At 58.3% G+C, this 17,217-nt stretch carries 12 protein-coding genes; 4 read left to right on the top strand and 8 right to left on the bottom strand.

The features are described 5' to 3' along the window. Nucleotides 1–115: 115 nt before the first annotated feature. Nucleotides 116–424: a hypothetical protein gene (locus A8B82_RS22070; RefSeq protein ID WP_067297516.1), complete on the top strand. Its 309-nt coding sequence runs from the start codon at nucleotides 116–118 to the stop codon at nucleotides 422–424. Further along, nucleotides 414–3,899 carry a glycosyltransferase gene (locus tag A8B82_RS22065; RefSeq protein ID WP_067297513.1) on the top strand — a complete coding sequence of 1,162 codons (3,486 nt, stop codon included), beginning with the start codon at nucleotides 414–416 and terminating at the stop codon, nucleotides 3,897–3,899. Before A8B82_RS22070 ends, A8B82_RS22065 begins: the two co-directional genes overlap by 11 nt. Nucleotides 3,900–4,044: 145 nt before the next feature. On the opposite strand, the gene A8B82_RS22060 is transcribed toward A8B82_RS22065, so the two are convergent. The 3 genes from A8B82_RS22060 to A8B82_RS22050 all read right to left on the bottom strand — a co-directional run bounded on the left by A8B82_RS22060 (nucleotide 4,045) and on the right by A8B82_RS22050 (nucleotide 11,881). Beyond that, on the bottom strand, nucleotides 4,045–5,877 hold the full coding sequence (locus tag A8B82_RS22060) for a hypothetical protein (protein WP_138069850.1): 1,833 nt from the start codon (nucleotides 5,875–5,877) through the stop codon (nucleotides 4,045–4,047). A 728-nt stretch (nucleotides 5,878–6,605) separates the two neighbouring features. After that, entirely contained in the window at nucleotides 6,606–10,490 is a 3,885-nt protein-coding gene (locus A8B82_RS22055; protein WP_067297508.1) for a glycosyltransferase, read from the bottom strand. Nucleotides 10,491–10,744: 254 nt separating this feature from the next. Next, nucleotides 10,745–11,881: an aminotransferase class I/II-fold pyridoxal phosphate-dependent enzyme gene (locus A8B82_RS22050; protein ID WP_067297506.1), complete on the bottom strand. Its 1,137-nt coding sequence runs from the start codon at nucleotides 11,879–11,881 to the stop codon at nucleotides 10,745–10,747. A gap of 25 nt (nucleotides 11,882–11,906) precedes the next feature. On the opposite strand from A8B82_RS22050, the gene A8B82_RS22045 reads away from it, so the two are divergent. Further along, complete coding sequence (locus A8B82_RS22045) at nucleotides 11,907–12,665, top strand: MBL fold metallo-hydrolase (protein WP_067297503.1); 759 nt, start codon at nucleotides 11,907–11,909, stop codon at nucleotides 12,663–12,665. Between the two features lie 3 nt (nucleotides 12,666–12,668). On the opposite strand, the gene A8B82_RS22040 is transcribed toward A8B82_RS22045, so the two are convergent. The 5 genes from A8B82_RS22040 to pcaC form a co-directional block, all read right to left on the bottom strand. Next, entirely contained in the window at nucleotides 12,669–13,391 is a 723-nt protein-coding gene (locus A8B82_RS22040) for an SDR family NAD(P)-dependent oxidoreductase (RefSeq protein WP_067297500.1), read from the bottom strand. 148 nt (nucleotides 13,392–13,539) lie between these two features. Continuing rightward, nucleotides 13,540–14,376 (bottom strand): 3-keto-5-aminohexanoate cleavage protein, encoded by an 837-nt coding sequence (locus tag A8B82_RS22035; RefSeq protein ID WP_067297497.1) that lies wholly within the window; start codon nucleotides 14,374–14,376, stop codon nucleotides 13,540–13,542. Nucleotides 14,377–14,385: 9 nt separating this feature from the next. After that, entirely contained in the window at nucleotides 14,386–15,000 is a 615-nt protein-coding gene (pcaG, locus tag A8B82_RS22030; RefSeq protein WP_067297494.1) for a protocatechuate 3,4-dioxygenase subunit alpha, read from the bottom strand. Between the two features lie 2 nt (nucleotides 15,001–15,002). Then, nucleotides 15,003–15,740 carry a protocatechuate 3,4-dioxygenase subunit beta gene (pcaH, locus tag A8B82_RS22025; RefSeq protein ID WP_067297490.1) on the bottom strand — a complete coding sequence of 246 codons (738 nt, stop codon included), beginning with the start codon at nucleotides 15,738–15,740 and terminating at the stop codon, nucleotides 15,003–15,005. Then, nucleotides 15,737–16,117, bottom strand: a complete 381-nt coding sequence (gene pcaC, locus A8B82_RS22020) for a 4-carboxymuconolactone decarboxylase (RefSeq protein WP_067297487.1) — start codon at nucleotides 16,115–16,117, stop codon at nucleotides 15,737–15,739. Before pcaC ends, pcaH begins: the two co-directional genes overlap by 4 nt. Nucleotides 16,118–16,230: 113 nt before the next feature. On the opposite strand from pcaC, the gene pcaQ reads away from it, so the two are divergent. Continuing rightward, a complete protein-coding gene (pcaQ, locus tag A8B82_RS22015; protein ID WP_235604776.1) occupies nucleotides 16,231–17,130 on the top strand; it encodes a pca operon transcription factor PcaQ in 900 nt (299 codons plus the stop codon). Nucleotides 17,131–17,217 lie beyond the last annotated feature (87 nt).

Genomic DNA, 17,217 nt, shown 5'->3' with positions numbered 1-17,217 from the left:
GTAATCATTGGATCACAATGGAATACTGCGGGACCGCTGCCAGATCACTGGACCATCCGAAAAAGGATTGGTAACGGTACGGTAACATTATGTGACCAGCGAGTGACGCCACGCCATGACATCCCCCCGCCCCGGAACCAAGGCGCATGCCGTTCGCCTCGCCGATGCGGAAACGTCCCTGATGGCCCGGCACCGGGAACTGGCGCATATCACTGCCGCCCTGATCGACAAGGAAGCCGAAGTGGAGGCGCAAACGGCGCGTATTCAGACACTTGAAGTCGATCTTGCCGAGGCACGGCAGGCGTTGGGCCGGGCCCAGGGGATTGTGGATTACAACCTCGCGGAATTGCAGTCGATCCGGTCCAGTACATCGTGGCGGCTGATGGCGCCGATCCGGAAACTGGGGCGGTTGTTTGGCAGATGACCAGCCACAGGCGACGTCGGGCGGCATGATCCGGCTGCCCGCAACCCGTCCCTTGATGGGCGACGCGGCATTGCTGCAAAGCTCGCCCTATTTCGATGTCCTCTGGTATCTTGATCAGTTTCCCGATGCCGTCGATTGCGGCCTGTCCCCTGCGGAACATTACCTTTGGGTCGGTGCCATCATGGGGCGGGACCCGTCGCCGTACTTCTGCGGCCAGTTCTATCTTGACCAGAACCCCGAAGTCGCCGCAGCAAGGATGAATCCGCTGGTGCATTTTCTGCGCCATGGTCACGCGGAAGGCAGGCACGCACATCCCGAAGATGTGGCACCGCCTGCCCCGCAAAACCGGCCTGCTCATGATGTCCTGGGCCCCGCGCCCTGGGGTGATGCGCTTCGCAATTCTCCCTTGCAGACCGCGTTGCAAGAAGTTGACCCGGCTGAGTTCCCGTCACCCGAAGCGCTTGCCCTTGCCAATGCCATTCTGTCTGGCAGTGACCAAAGCCCAACGGTGTCCGTGGTTCTGCCAATCCACGGACGCGGGTTTTTCCGCGCGCTCGACTCTGCACTGGGCCAAAGCGTTGAACCCTCGGAGATTATTCTGATCTACAGCGCCGGACAGGATGAAACCCTGACGCAGGTCAGACGCACCTACACCGAGGCCATCAGTTCAGGGGTGCTGCGGATACTGCCGAACACCGGGTCAGGCTATGCACAGGCCTGTAACACGGGGCTTGAGGCTGCACGCGGTGATCTGGTCGCCTATCTCGACGGTGACTGCCATTGGCGGCAGGATTATCTCAAGCTGATGACCGCCTGGTTCGCCCAGAATGACGACCTGTCGACAGGCTATGCCGGGTGGCGCAGGGGGATGATCCCTCCGGGCAAGGCACAGGTTTGGGGCACATCCTATGACAGGGCTGCCCTGTTGCAGGAACAGACCATAGACCTGAGCACCTATATGCATCGCCGGTCTGTGTCAGACCAGTTGGGCGGATTTGACGAAGATCTGGGAACCTGCTCCGCCTGGGATATGATCCTGCGGCACACTGCAGTTTATGCCCCTGGCTACCTTGGCTTTGTCGGCGCTGATGTGGTCCGGGACCTTGCCGAAACCGGTGCAGAGGATGCGCGGATCACTACGCAGGCGCGGCATCGGCAGGATCGCTGGCGTTACGGACAGGAAGCGCCCCGAATTGCCTATGTGCTGTGGGACTGGCCCGCCCTAAGCCAAAGCTTTGTCATGGCAGAGCTGGAATGGCTTGTCTCGCGCGGCTTTGACGTTGAGGTGTTCTTCAAGATCGCACCGGACCGTGCGGCAGAGGTCCCCTTTGACATCCAGCAGCACCAGGTAGAAACACCCGAAGCGCTTGCCAAGCTGTTGATCCAACGCGACCGGACGCTGGTGCATTGCCATTTCGCCTATCCTGCAATGACCTTGCTGGCCTGGCCGGCCTGCCAGTTGGCGGCTGTGCCCTTCACGTTTTTCGGTCATGCAGTTGATATCTTTCTGCACAACAACATCGCCGTGAACCGCATTGCAGAGATCATGAACGATCCGCTGTGCCTGAAGCTGTTTGTCCATGGCGATTATCACCGCAAGCACCTTGAGGCGCAGGGCATCCCGGTCGAGAAGCTCGCCTATGCATTTCAAAGCGCCAATCTGGATCTGTTCCGCGGCATTCCGGACAAACCGGCACCGGCCAAGGGTACGGTGGCGCGCGGCGTCTTTATCGGTCGCTTTACCGAGAAGAAGGGCATCGAAACCCTGATAGAGGCTGCGGCACTGCTGCGCGATGAACCCGTGGCCTTCGACGTTTATGGCTATGGGCCGCTCTGGGGCATCATCCATGATCAGGCAAAAGCGCTGGGTGTCGACAACATCACGTTTCACGGCCCATTGGACGGTCGCTATGCGGTACGTGACATCCTGCGGGATAGCGATTTCTGTATCGTTCCTTCCATCGTGGCAGACACCGGCGATACCGAAGGATTTCCCACTGTCGTCATGGAGGCAATGGCCGCGCGCAGGCCGGTCGTCACCACGGCTGTTTCTGCCATTCAAGACTATCTGATCGACGGGGTTCACGCCCATATTGCCAGGCCCCGCGATCCACAGGCGCTTTCCGACGCGGTGCGACGCATGTTGCATCAGCCCGATGTGAACCGCCGCGCCATGTTGCAGAATGGCACTGAGTTGCTGCGCGACCATGTCGGGACGGACAAGACCATGCAGACCTATTGCGATACCTGGTATCGCGGGATGCTCGATATCGTTCTGGTCACCTACAACACGCCCGAACACGACGATTTTGAACAGACCTTCGACATCATCCGGCGCATCCGGTCCCATACAACCACGCCCTACCGGCTGGTCGTGATCGACAACGGCTCAGACCAACCCTTCCGCGAGGCTTTGACCCAACTGGCCCGGCAGATGCCCAACATGCGGTTGCATTTTCTGGACCGGAACCGGTTTGTCGGACCTGCGACAAATATCGCCCTTGCCGGGTCCGATGCGGTCTTCACGATCTACCTTTGCTCGAAAGAGGGCTTTGTCGCCCGGCACGGGTGGGAACGGCCGCTGATCGACTATATGCGCCAGCATCACGATGTCGCCATGGGCGGCAACCTGTGCCATCTGCCGTCGCACACGCTGGGCGAGGAGATGGCCAAACATCCTGCTTTCCCAAGCTTCAGAAACCCTGAATTCGCCAAAGATCATCCCCGCCGCCCCTTTCAGCACGTCCAGGGCGGCGCGTTTATCCTGCGGCGGGATGTTGTTGATCGCGAAACCGGTTTTTCGACCAGCCTGCCCCAGGCCAGCACCGATGTTGAGTTCAGCTATTTTCTGGAAAGCCGTGGTTATAGTCTTGGCAATATTCCGCAGGTGTCATCCCTGACGGTCAAGACGCTGCCAAGACTGAATGCCGTTCTGGATGAAACCACCGCCATCGCCCATCCTGTATTGCCGAGTGACACATTTCAGTTGGATCGGATGCAAGTCCCGACAACAACCAGGTGCAACCTTTGCCAAGGATGGGATTGCATCCAGGACAGCGGACGGTGCAGCCAATGTCAGAGCTCCGGCATGGATCGGAAACTCTATCAATTCCTCGCGCATGACTGGCGCGCGCATCGGGCCAATAAGGCGCTGCTTGTCGATTGCGTTGCCTCCCTGGTCACCGCGCTTGGCACAGGTATGTTCGATGTGACTGCAACCAGTTGGCAGGACCTGCCCCAATCGGACAGTTATACGCTTATATGTCTGGGCAGCGGTCCCAACCACGACATGGCAAAACGATTGATAGCGCGCCTTGCACCCGGCGGCCTGATGGTCTGGCCCGAGGGATCAGGCGCCGAACCTGCCGCGCTGGTCAACACAGCGCCCAATCTCCGCGCAGGGATTGAGCAGCGGGTCTCAAGGGTTTTGCGCAGCGACAGCAGAAGGTTGTTCTGGATCGCCAGGAGCAGCTGATTTATCGGGCTTCGCATTAGAACCTGTCGGCATAACGCTTTGCCTAAAAGCGACCGGCCTTTAACCTGAGGCATCGCAGATCACTTTTCGCGCCCCGCCGCAGGCGAAGGCAGCGAACAAGTGATCATGTTCAAGGCCGGACGCTCTAATTCCGAATTTTCCGCACAATCCACCGCAACGGGGCTGTAACCCGCCAGGACGTGCTGGCCTTCATCGACTCAAAAGCGGCTTCCGCATATGCGCCGCGGCTTTTCAGCTCGCTGATTTCAGATTTTGCCGCCTTTTCGCTATCAATCAGGATTCTGGTCAGATCCGTAATTTCGCGCTGTTGCGTTTCGACAGAAGTTTCCAGGATGGCAATCCGGTTGCTCTTTTCGCTCATGCTGCGCTTCAACTGACCAATCCGGTTGATTTCCTGGTCCAACGCAGTTTCCTTGCGGGAAAGGCTGGTCTTCATATCTACAAAGCGCCGATCCCGGTCAGACTGCTCTGCCTTCAGCGCCTGCAACTCGCGATGAGTTTGCTCCGCTTCGTGACTGCGCTGGGCAAGAGCGCTTTGGGCCTGGGAAAGCTCGCCCCGAAGGGAGTCCAATGCCGATTGATCGGCGTCGCGTTCAGAGGCAAGGGTATCCAGCCGGGTTCGCGTTTCAACAAGAGTTTGAGCAAGCTCCTCGCGTGCCACTTCGGCCTGTTTCCTGAGGCCTTTGAGCGAATCGCGTTCAGTCGTCCTTGCAATCAGGCCTTTTTCGGTTCTTTCCTGAAGGGACTGAAGTGCTGACAGCTTTTCTTTCAGATTCGCAACTGACTTTTTCAATGCGTCACGTTCCGCTGAAAGATCGTCTCGCTTCTGTGTCATCTGTTCATGTGTGTCGGAAAGGGTTGCCAGTTGCGTTGCCAGGCGGTCCTGTTCCTGCACGGATAGGTCAAACGAGGACTGCAATCCATCGACCTTTTTCTGGAGGTTCGCCTTTTCCTGCCGGACCAGATCATGTTCCGAGCGGAGAGTGTCGAGCTCGGCCTGAAGAGCAAGCCGTTCGTTGACCAGACTATTCTTTTCCCGTTCCAGGTGGCCTTTGGCTGTTTCAGCATTTTGGTATTTGGATTTGATGTCAGCAAGCTGCGCCCCCAGGGCATCGCGGGCTTCGGCTACACCGTTACGGGACTCCCGCAGAGATGCATTCTCGGACAGCAGGGAGTCGCGTTTCAGGATCAGCGCATCGCGCTCCGCCGCGAGTTCCGCCTGCTTTTTCTTGAATGTGGTGCGGTCTTCCTCCAGCGACTGCGCCTGTTTCGAAAGGTTGTCCTTGAGCGCGTCGCGTTCCGCCTGCGCCACAATCAGTGACCCATCCAGGTTAGCCTTCTCCGACATGGTCTGTGTCAGGGTCTGCCGGATGGTGTCGCGTTCCTCCTGCACCTCAGACAAATTGGTTCTCAGCGCATCGCGTTCCAACCTGATCGCATCGCGGTTTTGGGTAAGGTTTTGGCGCGCTGTCACGGCATCGTTCAGGCTCTGATCCAGACGTTCCCGCTCTTCCTGCAGGCTTATCAGCCTGGATTCGCGGTCAACCAAGGCAGCAGCGGTCTTGCGGCTGTCCTGGATTACTGGCGCAAATGTTGTACCCGCGCTAGTCAGGGCAGCACGGGTGGCATCCAACGTCTTGTAATCGGCCTTGACCTCTCCCGATGCAGCCCATTTTTCGAGGATCGCGTAGGTATCGCGCACCCATTCCGACAACATCGGATTTTCCAGAGCTGCCGCAGGCGCTTCGTCGTGGTGGCGCAGGTTGCTATCCAGGAAAGCCTCGACCTCTGATGCAACTCCGACCGAAAACCGCGGGAAGGCCAGATCAAGGGCGTCCTGCACTTTGGTCATCGCACCCGCCCAGTTTCCAAGCAGGCTGGCGTAGTTGAGAAAACAGCGTGCCTTGCCCCGTGTTGCCGCTTCGGCGTCCAGAACGTGGCGCAGCCAGATCAACATGCCCGTCCCGGTGTTCATCCCATCGCGCCGCGCGAGAGAGGCGGCAACCTCCAGCGGGTTACGGTGCGTCAGGACATATCGTGGTGCAGCGTCGCTTTCCTTCAGCACATCTTCCCAGAATGGGACCAACCGACAGATACGGGGATCCTTCAGAACGAAAAGCCGGGAATCCCCGAACTCGCTCTTCACAAGCTCAAGCGCGCGGTCGTGAAACTCTTCCACCCGGTTGCTCTTGAACCATCCGGTGTTGATCGGCAGCCAGTCATCCCAGCTTGAACCGGCAGATTTCAGCAGATCGTTATGCAGCCCATGTACACTGGTAGACTCGAAATATCCCTTTTCATTGTCAACGGTCGGCTTCATCTGGTTGGCAGGTGCATCGCACCCCAGCAGGTTCAACACGCCCGCCAAAGCAGATGTGCCGGATCGGTGCATGCCAAGAACCACAACAGCATTGCGTTTGGCTGCGGGTTTCTTGCGTGGGGCAGCAGGGGATGCCGTCTTTCGCGCTGTCTTCTTGCGCGCAGTCGTCTTGCTGTTCTTGGTCGTTACTCTTGCCGCCATGTTCTGTCTACCAGTTCCCGAATTACCAAAGAAGTGCCCTAAAGCCGGATGATCAGTGCCTAAGTTCCAATGTCAATGATCGGCCTGTTATCACCGACAAACGGCAGGGCCTATATGTTCTGTATGAAAAGACCGACGCGTTGCACCTGATCCTCTGCGCGGTGCTATGCTCGGGTTCCTTCGATTTTGGTGAACAGCTGGATCGGCAGCCAGTCCAGATGGCTGACCTTGCTGGCATACCTACGCACGCCGGTCTTTTGAAGTTTCTGCGCAGCGAATTTTTTCGTCAGCGCGTCACTTTCAGAACAGCCTGCAAGGAAGAATGAGCCGCCGGTCTTCAGCAGGCGCGATGCTTCCTTTAGCAGCAGGTCGTCCGATTTCGGGTCCCTGCCCAATGCGTCATTCATCATGACAAAGCTCAGCCTGCCATCCGGGGAATCCGTGCGGCCCTTTGACTTCAGCAACTCCAGAAATGCATCCACCTCGATCCGTCGCCCCTGGAACTGGTGGCCCCAAAACTCAGATATCGCCTGTGGCACATTCACGCCAAGCGCGGGCAGGCGCTGATACAGCAAGGTGGATTCGGCCAAGACCCTGTGCAGGCTCCGGCCCCGCCGTGATGCACCACATTGCGGGCAGCGGGCAGCGCCATCCAGGTCATCGAATTTCGTGCTCTGCTTGCCGCATGCGTTGCAATGATGCACATCGCCGCTGGCAATCGAATCCAACGCACGCAAATCTTCAAGCATCGGGGGGTGCAGGGCGCCCATGCTTTCGTCAATGCGGTGGAAAAGCCCCGGACGCGTCTTGTTGTAAAGCGCCATCAACCCCGGCACCTCACCCAGCTTCCACCCACAGCTTTCGACATAATAGGAAAACTCGACATCGGTGGAGTTGTGCGGCACGTCATCCGAAAAACCGCCAATCTTGTCGATCATCGTCCGCCGCATCACAAAGAACCCGCCCTGAACATGGAAGAACATCCGGTCCGGGTTGTCATGGGCAAACTGCTTGTTGCGGAATTTGTCGAACAGCGACTGCGCAATAGGATAGTCACGACCATAAAGATAGGTGGGCGAATGGCACAAGGTTCCAGCCAGGCCGACGTCGGGGTTTGCATTCATGTAGGTGATGAACGGTTTTTCCCAACCATGCCGGGTTGTCATACCCTCCTTGCCGCAGACATAGATCGCATAGTCGGATTGCCCGTTTTCAAGGCAAATATTGGTTCCGGGTCCGACCATCGCGTTGTCGCGATTCAGGACCAAGGTGACATTGTCATGCTCGGCATGCAGGCGCATCAGATAGGTCAGCACATCCGGCTTGCTGCCATTGTCACAGATGATCAGGTGGAACGGCATCGAGGTGTTCTTGAACAGCCGACGCGTGACTTCGGTGATCTCGGCAAGGTTGTTCCAGCTCACGATCAGCAGATCAACGCGCTCGTTCGCCCAGAGCCGCACCAGGTTTTCCACCAAAGACGGTCCATTGTGGTTGCGGCGCAGTCGTTCCTCGGCGGTTTCAATCATGCTTTGGACCATGCCGTCAGGCCACTTGTAAAAGGACCTGATCCGCGCCGCGATTTCTGCGGGACGTGCCTCACATACCAACCCGGTGATCTTGTCGGTTACAAGGTCGGGAATCCCGGCAATTTCCGTGGTCAGGACCGGCAATCCGGCAGCAATCGATTCCATCAGCGTGGTCGGGATACCGTCCATGTCGCCATCGGCGGCACGCACACTGGGACAGGCAAACAAATCATGCTCTCGGAACACCTGCATCAGCGCATCGCGTCCCTTTACGGGACCGTGCAAATGGACGTTCTCGATCTCCTGCTCAGCCAGCAGCTTGCGATAGCTGTCTTCCAGTTCGCCATAGCCGTAGATGTTGATGGTGATGCCTTCATCTTCCAACAGCTTGCCAGCCCGGATCAGATGTTCCAGCCCCTTCTTTTCGGCAAAGCGGGTGACGGCGCAGATACTGCGTTTGGTCCGTTTGGCTCGGTCCTCGACTTTGCCTGCCGCAAACAGATCGGGATCGACGCAGTTCGAGTTGATCAGGATCTTGTCTTCCGGCACGCCCTGATCCACGAGATAGCGCATGTGAAATTGCGACAGGGTTATGACCTTGCGGCACATCGGGGACCGGGAAAATTCGTCGATCCGGTTAACGGCCGCATTGCCGTATCTGAAAATATCCTGCGCATGGGCGATACAGGTGAACGGGATTTTTGCCTCTTCGCAGGCAGGCCAGACCATGTTGGTGACAGTGGGAAAGACGAAATGCGCATGCACAATCGTGCGATCCGTTTCCTTCAGGCGCTTTGCGAGATGATGATGGTCGGTCACCCGTTCCCATTCGATGTCGAAGTCCGGCTTGAAATCCGGATAGGGTGACTGCTTGCAGAACACGCGCACATCGACACCCTGTTCACGCAGAATGCGCAGTTCGTTCAGAACGAAGGTTTCCGACGGCACCGGGAAGTGCCAGCAGAAATAGGCGACCTTGAGCTTTGCGCGCGGCGTTGGAACAATGTCGGCACGGGGCGTCAAGGTGACCTTCGGCGGTGTGTTTTCCTTGGTATTCAGCGCCTTGTAGGCATCGTGCATCTGTTCGGCGTAAACCTTGCGCGCAAACCGGCGTGTTACGTCAGCCTTTGCCTGTTCTCCGATGCGCCGCATCAGGGCGCGGTCATCGGCAAACCGGCGCAGGTGTTCGGCCACCGCATTTGTATCACCCAGCGGTACAATGAAACCTGTCTTCCCCTCATCCACGAATTCGGGCGGGGCACCATAGCGATACACGACTGTCGGTCGCCCGGCAGCCATGCCTTCCAGCACGGTCCGGCCAAAACTCTCCTGAAAGTTCGACAGGTTCAGGATCACATCCGCCTCGGCCACGGCCTTGGCTGGCGTGTCGCGGTAACCAGCCACGCTCAGCGACTTTGGCAGCTTTCCGGCTGCGACTTGCTCCATCAGGGTATTGGTGTGTTCGGTTTCCGGGCCGATCAGCTTGAACTGCACATCCGGGTGGGTTCTTGCAAGCACTCGAGCGATTTCCGCAAAGTCACTGATGCCCTTCTTCGGCAGGTTCGAACTGATCAGCCCAACACGCATCGGCCCGTCCGCCTTGGGCAGATCCAGTTTGGTCAGATCGGAAAAATCCGCGGTATTGTAAACCAGTGACGGCGTGTTTCCATCCTTGGCAAAGCCTTTCAAAGTCGCCTTGGAATTGGCGATCACATGGTCGCAGTGATCCCAAATCCAATCAACGATATGTTCGGCGCTTTCGCCGATCATGTTCAGCAATGCCTCGTCGTGATGAATCAACTCCCGCACGTGGATCATGCTGCGCACACCCATGCGCCGCGCGGCCAGCAGCGGTTCCCGCAGGACGATGGTGTTGGTGTGGACAACATCCACGCCTTCATCCTGAATGATACAGGCAAAGTCGGTGACTGCGTGGTCGCCGACAGACTGCCCCTTGCGCCACCAGCCATATCGGAAAACATAAGTGGCAAAGGACTTCTTGCGCAATGTCCGGAAGTAATCGGGGTTGCCATGCCCCGGCACGGTCACGATGACATTGTAGTCCAGCGCATTCAGCCCATCTATCATGTCGATAAAGCTGCGTTCACCACCAAAAAGGTTTTTTCCCGCAACATGGCTGCACAACATCACTGTGGGCCGACCGGGACGTGCGGCAACCCCACCGGCAAGGCGTTTCACGCCGTCACGCACGATTTCTTCGGCCTGATTCAGGCGCGGCGCTGCAACCTCGGCGGTGCGGCGCCCTTCAGCGCGCCCGTACCGGATATAGTGAAGCACCGGATTGTAGTTCTTGCGCGCAACATCGCTGTGCGTATTCACATAATATTCAGAATTGAACCTCGGCCCTGGGTTCCGCAACAGTCGGCCCCCAAGCCAGAGAAAGTGCTCAAGCGGGTCCATGCCCAGTATTTCTACGTCAGGGTACTGACGACGATACCAGTCCGGATCAAATAGTCCGGATTTCTCAAGGATCGCCTTGTCCGTGTCTGCAGAAGCCATTTCGGTTTCCTCGCAAGTATTTAATATCGTAGATAAAAAGTTATGTTCACAAAAGGGACTGGTTACGCTCACTCTTTAATTCACTAGAAAAGTGAGGTCTATGGCGTGCTGTCAAAAAATCGTCAGCCGCCGGGTAAAGACCAAGTTTTTAGCAGTTCATTGCTCATTGTCCAATCAGATGAGCGTTTATCCCCAGGTTTGCTAGAAAAATACTTGAACCAATGCACAGGAATGACCGGACCCGAAAACAGAATTCATCCGGATTCGGAAACCGATTCCCGCAAGGCTACACTGACCCGGTCGAGCCCTTTGCGCAAATTCACGGCGGCACCACCACCGACACCCAGCCGAATGTGGTTTGGTTGGTCATATGCACTGCCAGGCAGCAGAAACGTACGATATGGGTCGGCCAGAAGCTTGCGTGCAAAGACATCGCTGTCCATGCCATTGGGCAGGCGCGCCAGCCCAATAAGACCTGCGCGCGGCGCGACCCAGGTAAGTCCCGGCTGCGAATCGATCCAGGCGTTCATTTCCGCCAGATTGGCCATGCCTTCGGACCGGGCCTTTTCCATCGCAGGCAGGTATCGCTCTGGTCTCAGCGCGATTTCTGCGATGATCTCGCCCATGACATTCATGATTTCCGAGCTGTTTTCCCGCAGGATCACCGCATTCATGATCGCGTCAGGGTCCTGGCAAATCATCCAGCCCGTCCGCAACCCCTGCAGGCCCAGCGCCTTGCTGACCGACCCGGTGGTAATGCCCCGATCATAGATGCCCGCGACAGATGGCGCGCGCGGGCCGTCCCATTCAAGACCTGCATAAACCTCGTCGATCAGCAGCCATGCCCCGGCGCTGCTTGCCATGGAAACCAGTTCCTGTACCTCATCAGCAGACAGCAAATCCCCCGTCGGATTGTTCGGATTGGTGACAAAGATCATGCGGGTCTGTGACGTCACCGCATCGCGCAGCCGGTCCAGGGGCAGATGCCACCCTTCGCTTTCAAGCCGCTCGATCTTCTTGATCTTTGCGCCGATCGCCTTCGCCAACACTTCCGCCTGCGGCCAGCCCGGTGTTTCGATGACGATCTCGTCGCCGGGCTGCAAAAGCTGCATGATCGCGAGGAAATTCGCCTCTGCCGCGCCACCGGTGATCAGCACGTCCTCAATCTTGCACTGGTTCTTCAAACCGGCCTGTTGCAGCACATGCGCCCGCAGTTCGGGCAGACCTTTGAAATCGCGATTGTTCCAGTCCAGCGATAGGCTTGGGTCAATCGCGTCAAGGTAATCTCCCAACACCGGAGAACCTGACAGCGAAAAACCGACGATGGCTTCAGGCTCGGCATCGGTCGTTTCAAGAAGATATTGGAATAAAGTGTGAATCTTGACTTTCATGCGATCCCCCCGGTTAATCGGGGACATGGAAAACCAGATCACGCTCAAGGGCAAACCGAAACGTCTGGCCGTATTGGATTACGGCCTGTTCGAAGTACACGCAGGCCCCCGGACCATCGGAATATGCGGCTATGTCATTGAGACCGACGCCGATGAAGTGGTTTTGATCGACACCGGATTCCCACAGAAATACGCGCAGGACGCCGAGGCGGCGACGCGCGAGGATGAACTGGGCAGTTTCGGCCGTGTCCTGTCCGTGACACCGCAAAACATGCCCGGCCCGCAACTGGGCTTGCTGGGGCTTCAGAAGTCGGACGTCACCCTGATGATCCAGAGCCACACGCATATCGACCATGTCGGCGACATGGCGGGATATCCGCAGGCGCCGATCCTGATTTCTGCCGCCGAACGCAGCCTGCCAAGGCCGCTGTATTGGTCGGGTAAACAGGCGATGGAATGGCCGGATCGCGATTACCGGCTGGTGAGCAATGACTTCCTTCTGGGGCCGGGATTCGACGTGCTGCACTGTCCGGGCCATGCGCCGGGGCAGCTGGCCTTTCTTGTCGACCTTCCCAAGACCGGCTGGGTCCTGCTGACATCCGACGCGATCAGCCGGGCGTCGGAAATAGACGAGAAGTTTGCGGGATCATGGGACGTGGATCAGGCCATCTTGCAGGGCGACCGGCTGATGCAACTGGCGCATGAACGGGACGCGCTGGTGATCTATGGCCACAGCCCCGAACAATGGCCGGACCTGCGCAAGGCTCCTGAATGGTTCGAGTAGACCCTATCGGACGTCTCGACCCTGATTCAGTATAATCACATTGCCGCTGGAGACATCCCCGGCAGGTGAAATCAGGAACCCTACCCATGCCGCAATTTCGGCAGGCTGCATGGCGCGGCCATGAGGCATTTGCGAAATCGCTTTGGCCAGAACTTCCTTGCTGACCACATCGAACAAGGGCGTTTCTGTCATCGCTGGCGCAATGGAGTTTACCGCAATCTTTTCGGTCGCGTAACGCCGGGCGAGATCTTTTGTCAAAGTATCCAGTGCGGCCTTGGACGCCCGATAGTGAGGCGGGTCAAAAGCATCGAAGTTATACGCGCCGTTGGACGAGATATTGACGATCTTGCGCACCCCATCGCGCCCCTTCATCAGCTTGATTGCAGCCTGACAACAGTGGAACGCACCGGAAAAATTCAACGCCATCTGCTTTTCGAACTCGGCCGCGGGAATATCGGGGAATTCGGACATGAAACAAGTCCCGGCATTATTAACAAGGGCATCGACACCCTGATACCGCGCTTGGATTTCTGAAAAGGCATCGTTGATGGATGCCGCATCCATCAGGTCCGTCACGATCCCATCAAAGCCATCGGTTGCCATGCCCTTCAGGCTTGCCGCGTCCACATCCAACCCGACAACATGATAACCGTCAGTCAGCAATTGGCTGACAATGGCCCGCCCCATGCCACCTGCTGCACCTGTCACCACGGCAACCTTGTCCATCACATCCCCCCGTTTTGCACCGGCGTTTCAGCCCGAGCCCTGTTTTTGGAACTCTGATCTAGCCGCACATGATTCAGGTTCGCAAGGTATCTCTTGGATGTTAATGCGGCCTGGGCAGAACTTGAAAGAACCATCTACCCTGTTGCGGTCAGAGGACGGGGCGCAACCCCAGCAACTCTCGCGCTTCCTGCCAGGTGGCGACGGGGCGTTCATACTTGTCGCAGACTTCCACAGTGCGTTTGACCAATGCGGCATTCGATGGCGCGAGGGTGTCACGATCAAAACGCACGTTGTCTTCCAGTCCGGTGCGCGCATGACCCCCGTTTGAGATGGCCCAGTCGTTCAGAATGACCTGGTTCGCACCGATCCCGGCAGCGCACCACGCCGCATCTTCGCCAAACAGCCGCTTGACGGTCTTGAGATAGAAATCGAACACCTCGCGGGCGGCGGGCATCGCGTTCTTCACCCCCATCACGAACTGAACATAGGGCGTATCCTTGATCTGGCCCTTCTTGTGCATTTCGGCGGCCTTCAGGATGTGGCTGAGGTCAAATGCCTCGATCTCGGGCTTGACGTCATGGGTGATCATTTCCGCTGCAAGCCAATCCACCAGGTCTGGCGGGTTCTCGTAAACGCGGGTGGGAAAGTTGTTCGATCCGACCGAGAGCGACGCCATGTCCGGGCGCAGGGGCAGCATGCCGCCCCGCGCCTGCCCGGCACCGGAGCGCCCTCCGGTCGAAAGCTGCACGATCATGCCGGGGCAATGCTTTTCCAGCCCTTCCTTCAATGCTGCAAATTTGTCGGGGTCACTGGTTGGTGTTTCATCGTCATTGCGCACATGGCAATGCGCGATGGTGGCCCCCGCCTCAAAAGCCGCCTGGGTGCTTTCCACCTGTTCGGTGATGGTCACGGGCACCGCCGGATTGTCAGCCTTGGTCGGGACCGATCCGGTGATCGCCACGCAGATGATGCAGGGTTTGGTCATGTCATTGCCTCAAATATCTAGAAATATGGTCTCGTTCGGCCCTTGCAGATGGATGTCGAAACGATACTGACCCTCACCTTCTTTCCTGGCAAGCAGTGTCGGCACGCGGTTCTGGTGCTCAATCCCGCTCAGCAGAGGGTCCTTGGCGTTCGCCTCTGCCTCATCCTCAAAGTAGATCCGCGTGTGCAGGCCGATGTTGATGCCCCGTGCGACAATCCAGGCCGTGATATGCGGGGCCTGCATGCGCCCGTCCGGCATCGGCACCGCGCCCGGTTTGACCGTTTCAAAGGTGAACTCTCCGGTTTCCATATCGCCGGGTGACCGACCCCAGCCGGTAAAGTTCGGATCAGGCGTGCCGCGCGTTTCATTGGCAGAGGCAAACAGCCCCGCGGCATCGGGCTGCCAGATTTCGATCATCGCATCGCGCAGCGGCGTGCCGGTGCCGTCGAAAACCGTTCCCTTGATCACGATCTCCTGCCCCTGGACCGGGCCGGTCTTCATCGCTGTCCCCAGATCGCCGCCGTAAACCTCGATCCCGGTGAAATTCGGCGTGCAGCCGATATGCACATAGGGGCCTGCCGTCTGACTGGGGCTTTCCCTGAGGTAGTCGAGTATCTGTACCATGGTCAAAGTCCCTCCACCCGGTTTTCGAAATAGGTTTGCCGCCGACCGCGCAGCACGATGTCGAACTTGTAGGCCCGCGCATCCATAGGGACGGTCCGGTTCATGTCCATCGGGGCGGTCAGCTGGTCAATCGCTTCCTGCGATTTCAACACGCCGACAATCGGGCACAGGGGGATCAACGGATCGCCCTCGAAATACATCTGGGTGATCAGGCGCTGGGCAAAGCCGTGGCCAAAGACCGAAAAGTGAATATGCGCCGGGCGCCAGTCGTTCATCCCGTTAGGCCAGGGATAAGGCCCCGGCATCACGGTGCGGAATTCATAGGACCCATCCTCGCCCGTGATCGCGCGCCCGCACCCGCCAAAATTCGGGTCAAGCGGTGCCAGGTATTTTTCCTTTTTGTGCCGATAACGCCCCCCGGCGTTGGCCTGCCAGAATTCCAGCAAAGCACCCGGCACGGGGCGGCCCATTTCATCCAGCACCCGACCATGGACAATGATCCGGGGGCCAATCGCACTTTGCCCCGGCTGGGCGTAATTCAGGATCAGGTCGTTGTCGAGTTCCCCAAGCATACCATGCCCGAACACCGGCGACGTCTCTTCGCTGAGCGTGGTGGGAAAAGACAGCAACGCCGCCTGCGGGCTGCGCTTGACGCTGGTTTTGTAGGGCGGCGTCAGCGCGTCGGGTTGCCACCCGCGGTCGCGCGGAACAAAGCCTCCGGTCTTGGGTCCTGTGCTCATATTTCAACTCCCAGTTCGGCGTAGGTCTGTTTGGCCAGCTTAATCGCATGGTTCGCCTTTGGCACGCCCGCATAAACAGCCACATGCATAAAGGCCTGTAAAACATCGCGCGGCTCGGCCCCGGTGTTGCGACTGGCGCGGATGTGCATCGGGATTTCCTCGAAATTCCCGGTCGCGGCCAGCAAGGCGAGGGTCAACATGGACCTTTCCCGTCGCGAGATCGTATCATCAGCCCAGAGCGTCCCCCAGGCCCCTTCGGTGATCAGGGTCTGGAACGGCGCGTCGAAATCGACCTTGGCCGCCTCTGCCCGGTCCACATGGGCATCACCCAGCACCTCGCGGCGGACCCGCATCCCGATTTCGTAGTTTTCTGACATGGCGGTCTCCCTGATCCGTTACCGGACCTTAACCTATCAATACTTGCATTCAAAATGACAAAACATGCATTATACATTCCAATATGGAAATCAACCGGACCAGACAGATAAAAATGCGGCACCTTTCGGCCTTTGTCGAAACGGTGCGCGGCGGCAGCCTCAAGGCGGCGGCGGCGCAGATGTTCCTGACCCAGCCCACGGTATCCAAGACCCTGAGCGATCTGGAAACCATCCTTGGCGTTACCTTGCTGATCCGAGGGCGGGGCGGGGTAAGCCTCACGCGCGAGGGCGCGGTGTTTCGGCAATTCGCGGAACAGGGGCTTGCCGCCGTCAATCACGGGCTGGCCGGCCTGGATGCGCTCAGCGCGGGCCGTGCTGCGCCGCTGCGCATCGGGACACTGCCATCGGTTTCCGCCGACCTGCTGCCGGACGTGATCCTGCGGTTCGCCGCCCTGTCACCCGCAACGCCGGTCACCGTTGTCGAAGGGCCGATCACGGATCTGATAAACGGTTTGCGCGCGGGTGATTTTGATCTGCTGATCGGACGCATGGGGCCACCGGACCGCATGACCGGCCTGACCTTTACCCAGCTCTATTCAGAAAAGGTGGTCTTTGCCGTGGCCAGGGGGCACCCAAGGTCGGAAACCACAGACGCCGCCGCACTGGCCGACCAACGCATCCTCTATCCGCCCCCCGGTGCGGCGATCCGGCCCTTGGTTGATCGGTTCATGATCGAACGGGGCATTGCAGGATATTCACAGCAGATAGAGACTGTTTCGGGCGCTTTCGGGCGCGCCATGACGCTTGGCGCGGCACAGGCGGTGTGGATCATCAGCCAGGGTGTCGTCGCGCGTGACATCGCGGCAGGCCGGATGCTGGCCCTGCCCATCGACACCAACAGCATGTCAGGGCCCGTCGGTATCATGGCCCCAGCGGAGGAAGAGCCCACACCGGCCATCCGGCTGTTTCGCCAGGCCCTGCAGGAAACATCGAACCGTCGTGACAGCTTTTGACAACACAGCCATCACGCGCTTTCACCACAGCGTGACATTGACCGATCACAGGTTGCGCTAAATCTCATGCAGGTTCAGCTTTGCAAA

It is taken from the genome of Sulfitobacter sp. EhC04, from assembly GCF_001650875.1.
Lineage (GTDB): Bacteria > Pseudomonadota > Alphaproteobacteria > Rhodobacterales > Rhodobacteraceae > Sulfitobacter.
This window is presented reverse-complemented; position numbering and strand designations above follow the sequence as displayed.

Excerpts from the sequence above, each read along its gene's own strand:
- A8B82_RS22070 (WP_067297516.1), top strand. The coding sequence starts at position 116 with ATGACATCCCCCCGCCCCGGAACCAAGGCGCATGCCGTTCGCCTCGCC.
- A8B82_RS22060 (WP_138069850.1), bottom strand. The coding sequence starts at position 5,877 with ATGTTGATCTGGCTGCGCCACGTTCTGGACGCCGAAGCGGCAACACGG.
- A8B82_RS22055 (WP_067297508.1), bottom strand. The coding sequence starts at position 10,490 with ATGGCTTCTGCAGACACGGACAAGGCGATCCTTGAGAAATCCGGACTA.
- A8B82_RS22050 (WP_067297506.1), bottom strand. The coding sequence starts at position 11,881 with ATGAAAGTCAAGATTCACACTTTATTCCAATATCTTCTTGAAACGACC.
- A8B82_RS22045 (WP_067297503.1), top strand. The coding sequence starts at position 11,907 with ATGGAAAACCAGATCACGCTCAAGGGCAAACCGAAACGTCTGGCCGTA.
- A8B82_RS22040 (WP_067297500.1), bottom strand. The coding sequence starts at position 13,391 with ATGGACAAGGTTGCCGTGGTGACAGGTGCAGCAGGTGGCATGGGGCGG.
- A8B82_RS22035 (WP_067297497.1), bottom strand. The coding sequence starts at position 14,376 with ATGACCAAACCCTGCATCATCTGCGTGGCGATCACCGGATCGGTCCCG.
- pcaG (WP_067297494.1), bottom strand. The coding sequence starts at position 15,000 with ATGGTACAGATACTCGACTACCTCAGGGAAAGCCCCAGTCAGACGGCA.
- pcaH (WP_067297490.1), bottom strand. The coding sequence starts at position 15,740 with ATGAGCACAGGACCCAAGACCGGAGGCTTTGTTCCGCGCGACCGCGGG.
- pcaC (WP_067297487.1), bottom strand. The coding sequence starts at position 16,117 with ATGTCAGAAAACTACGAAATCGGGATGCGGGTCCGCCGCGAGGTGCTG.
- pcaQ (WP_235604776.1), top strand. The coding sequence starts at position 16,231 with ATGCGGCACCTTTCGGCCTTTGTCGAAACGGTGCGCGGCGGCAGCCTC.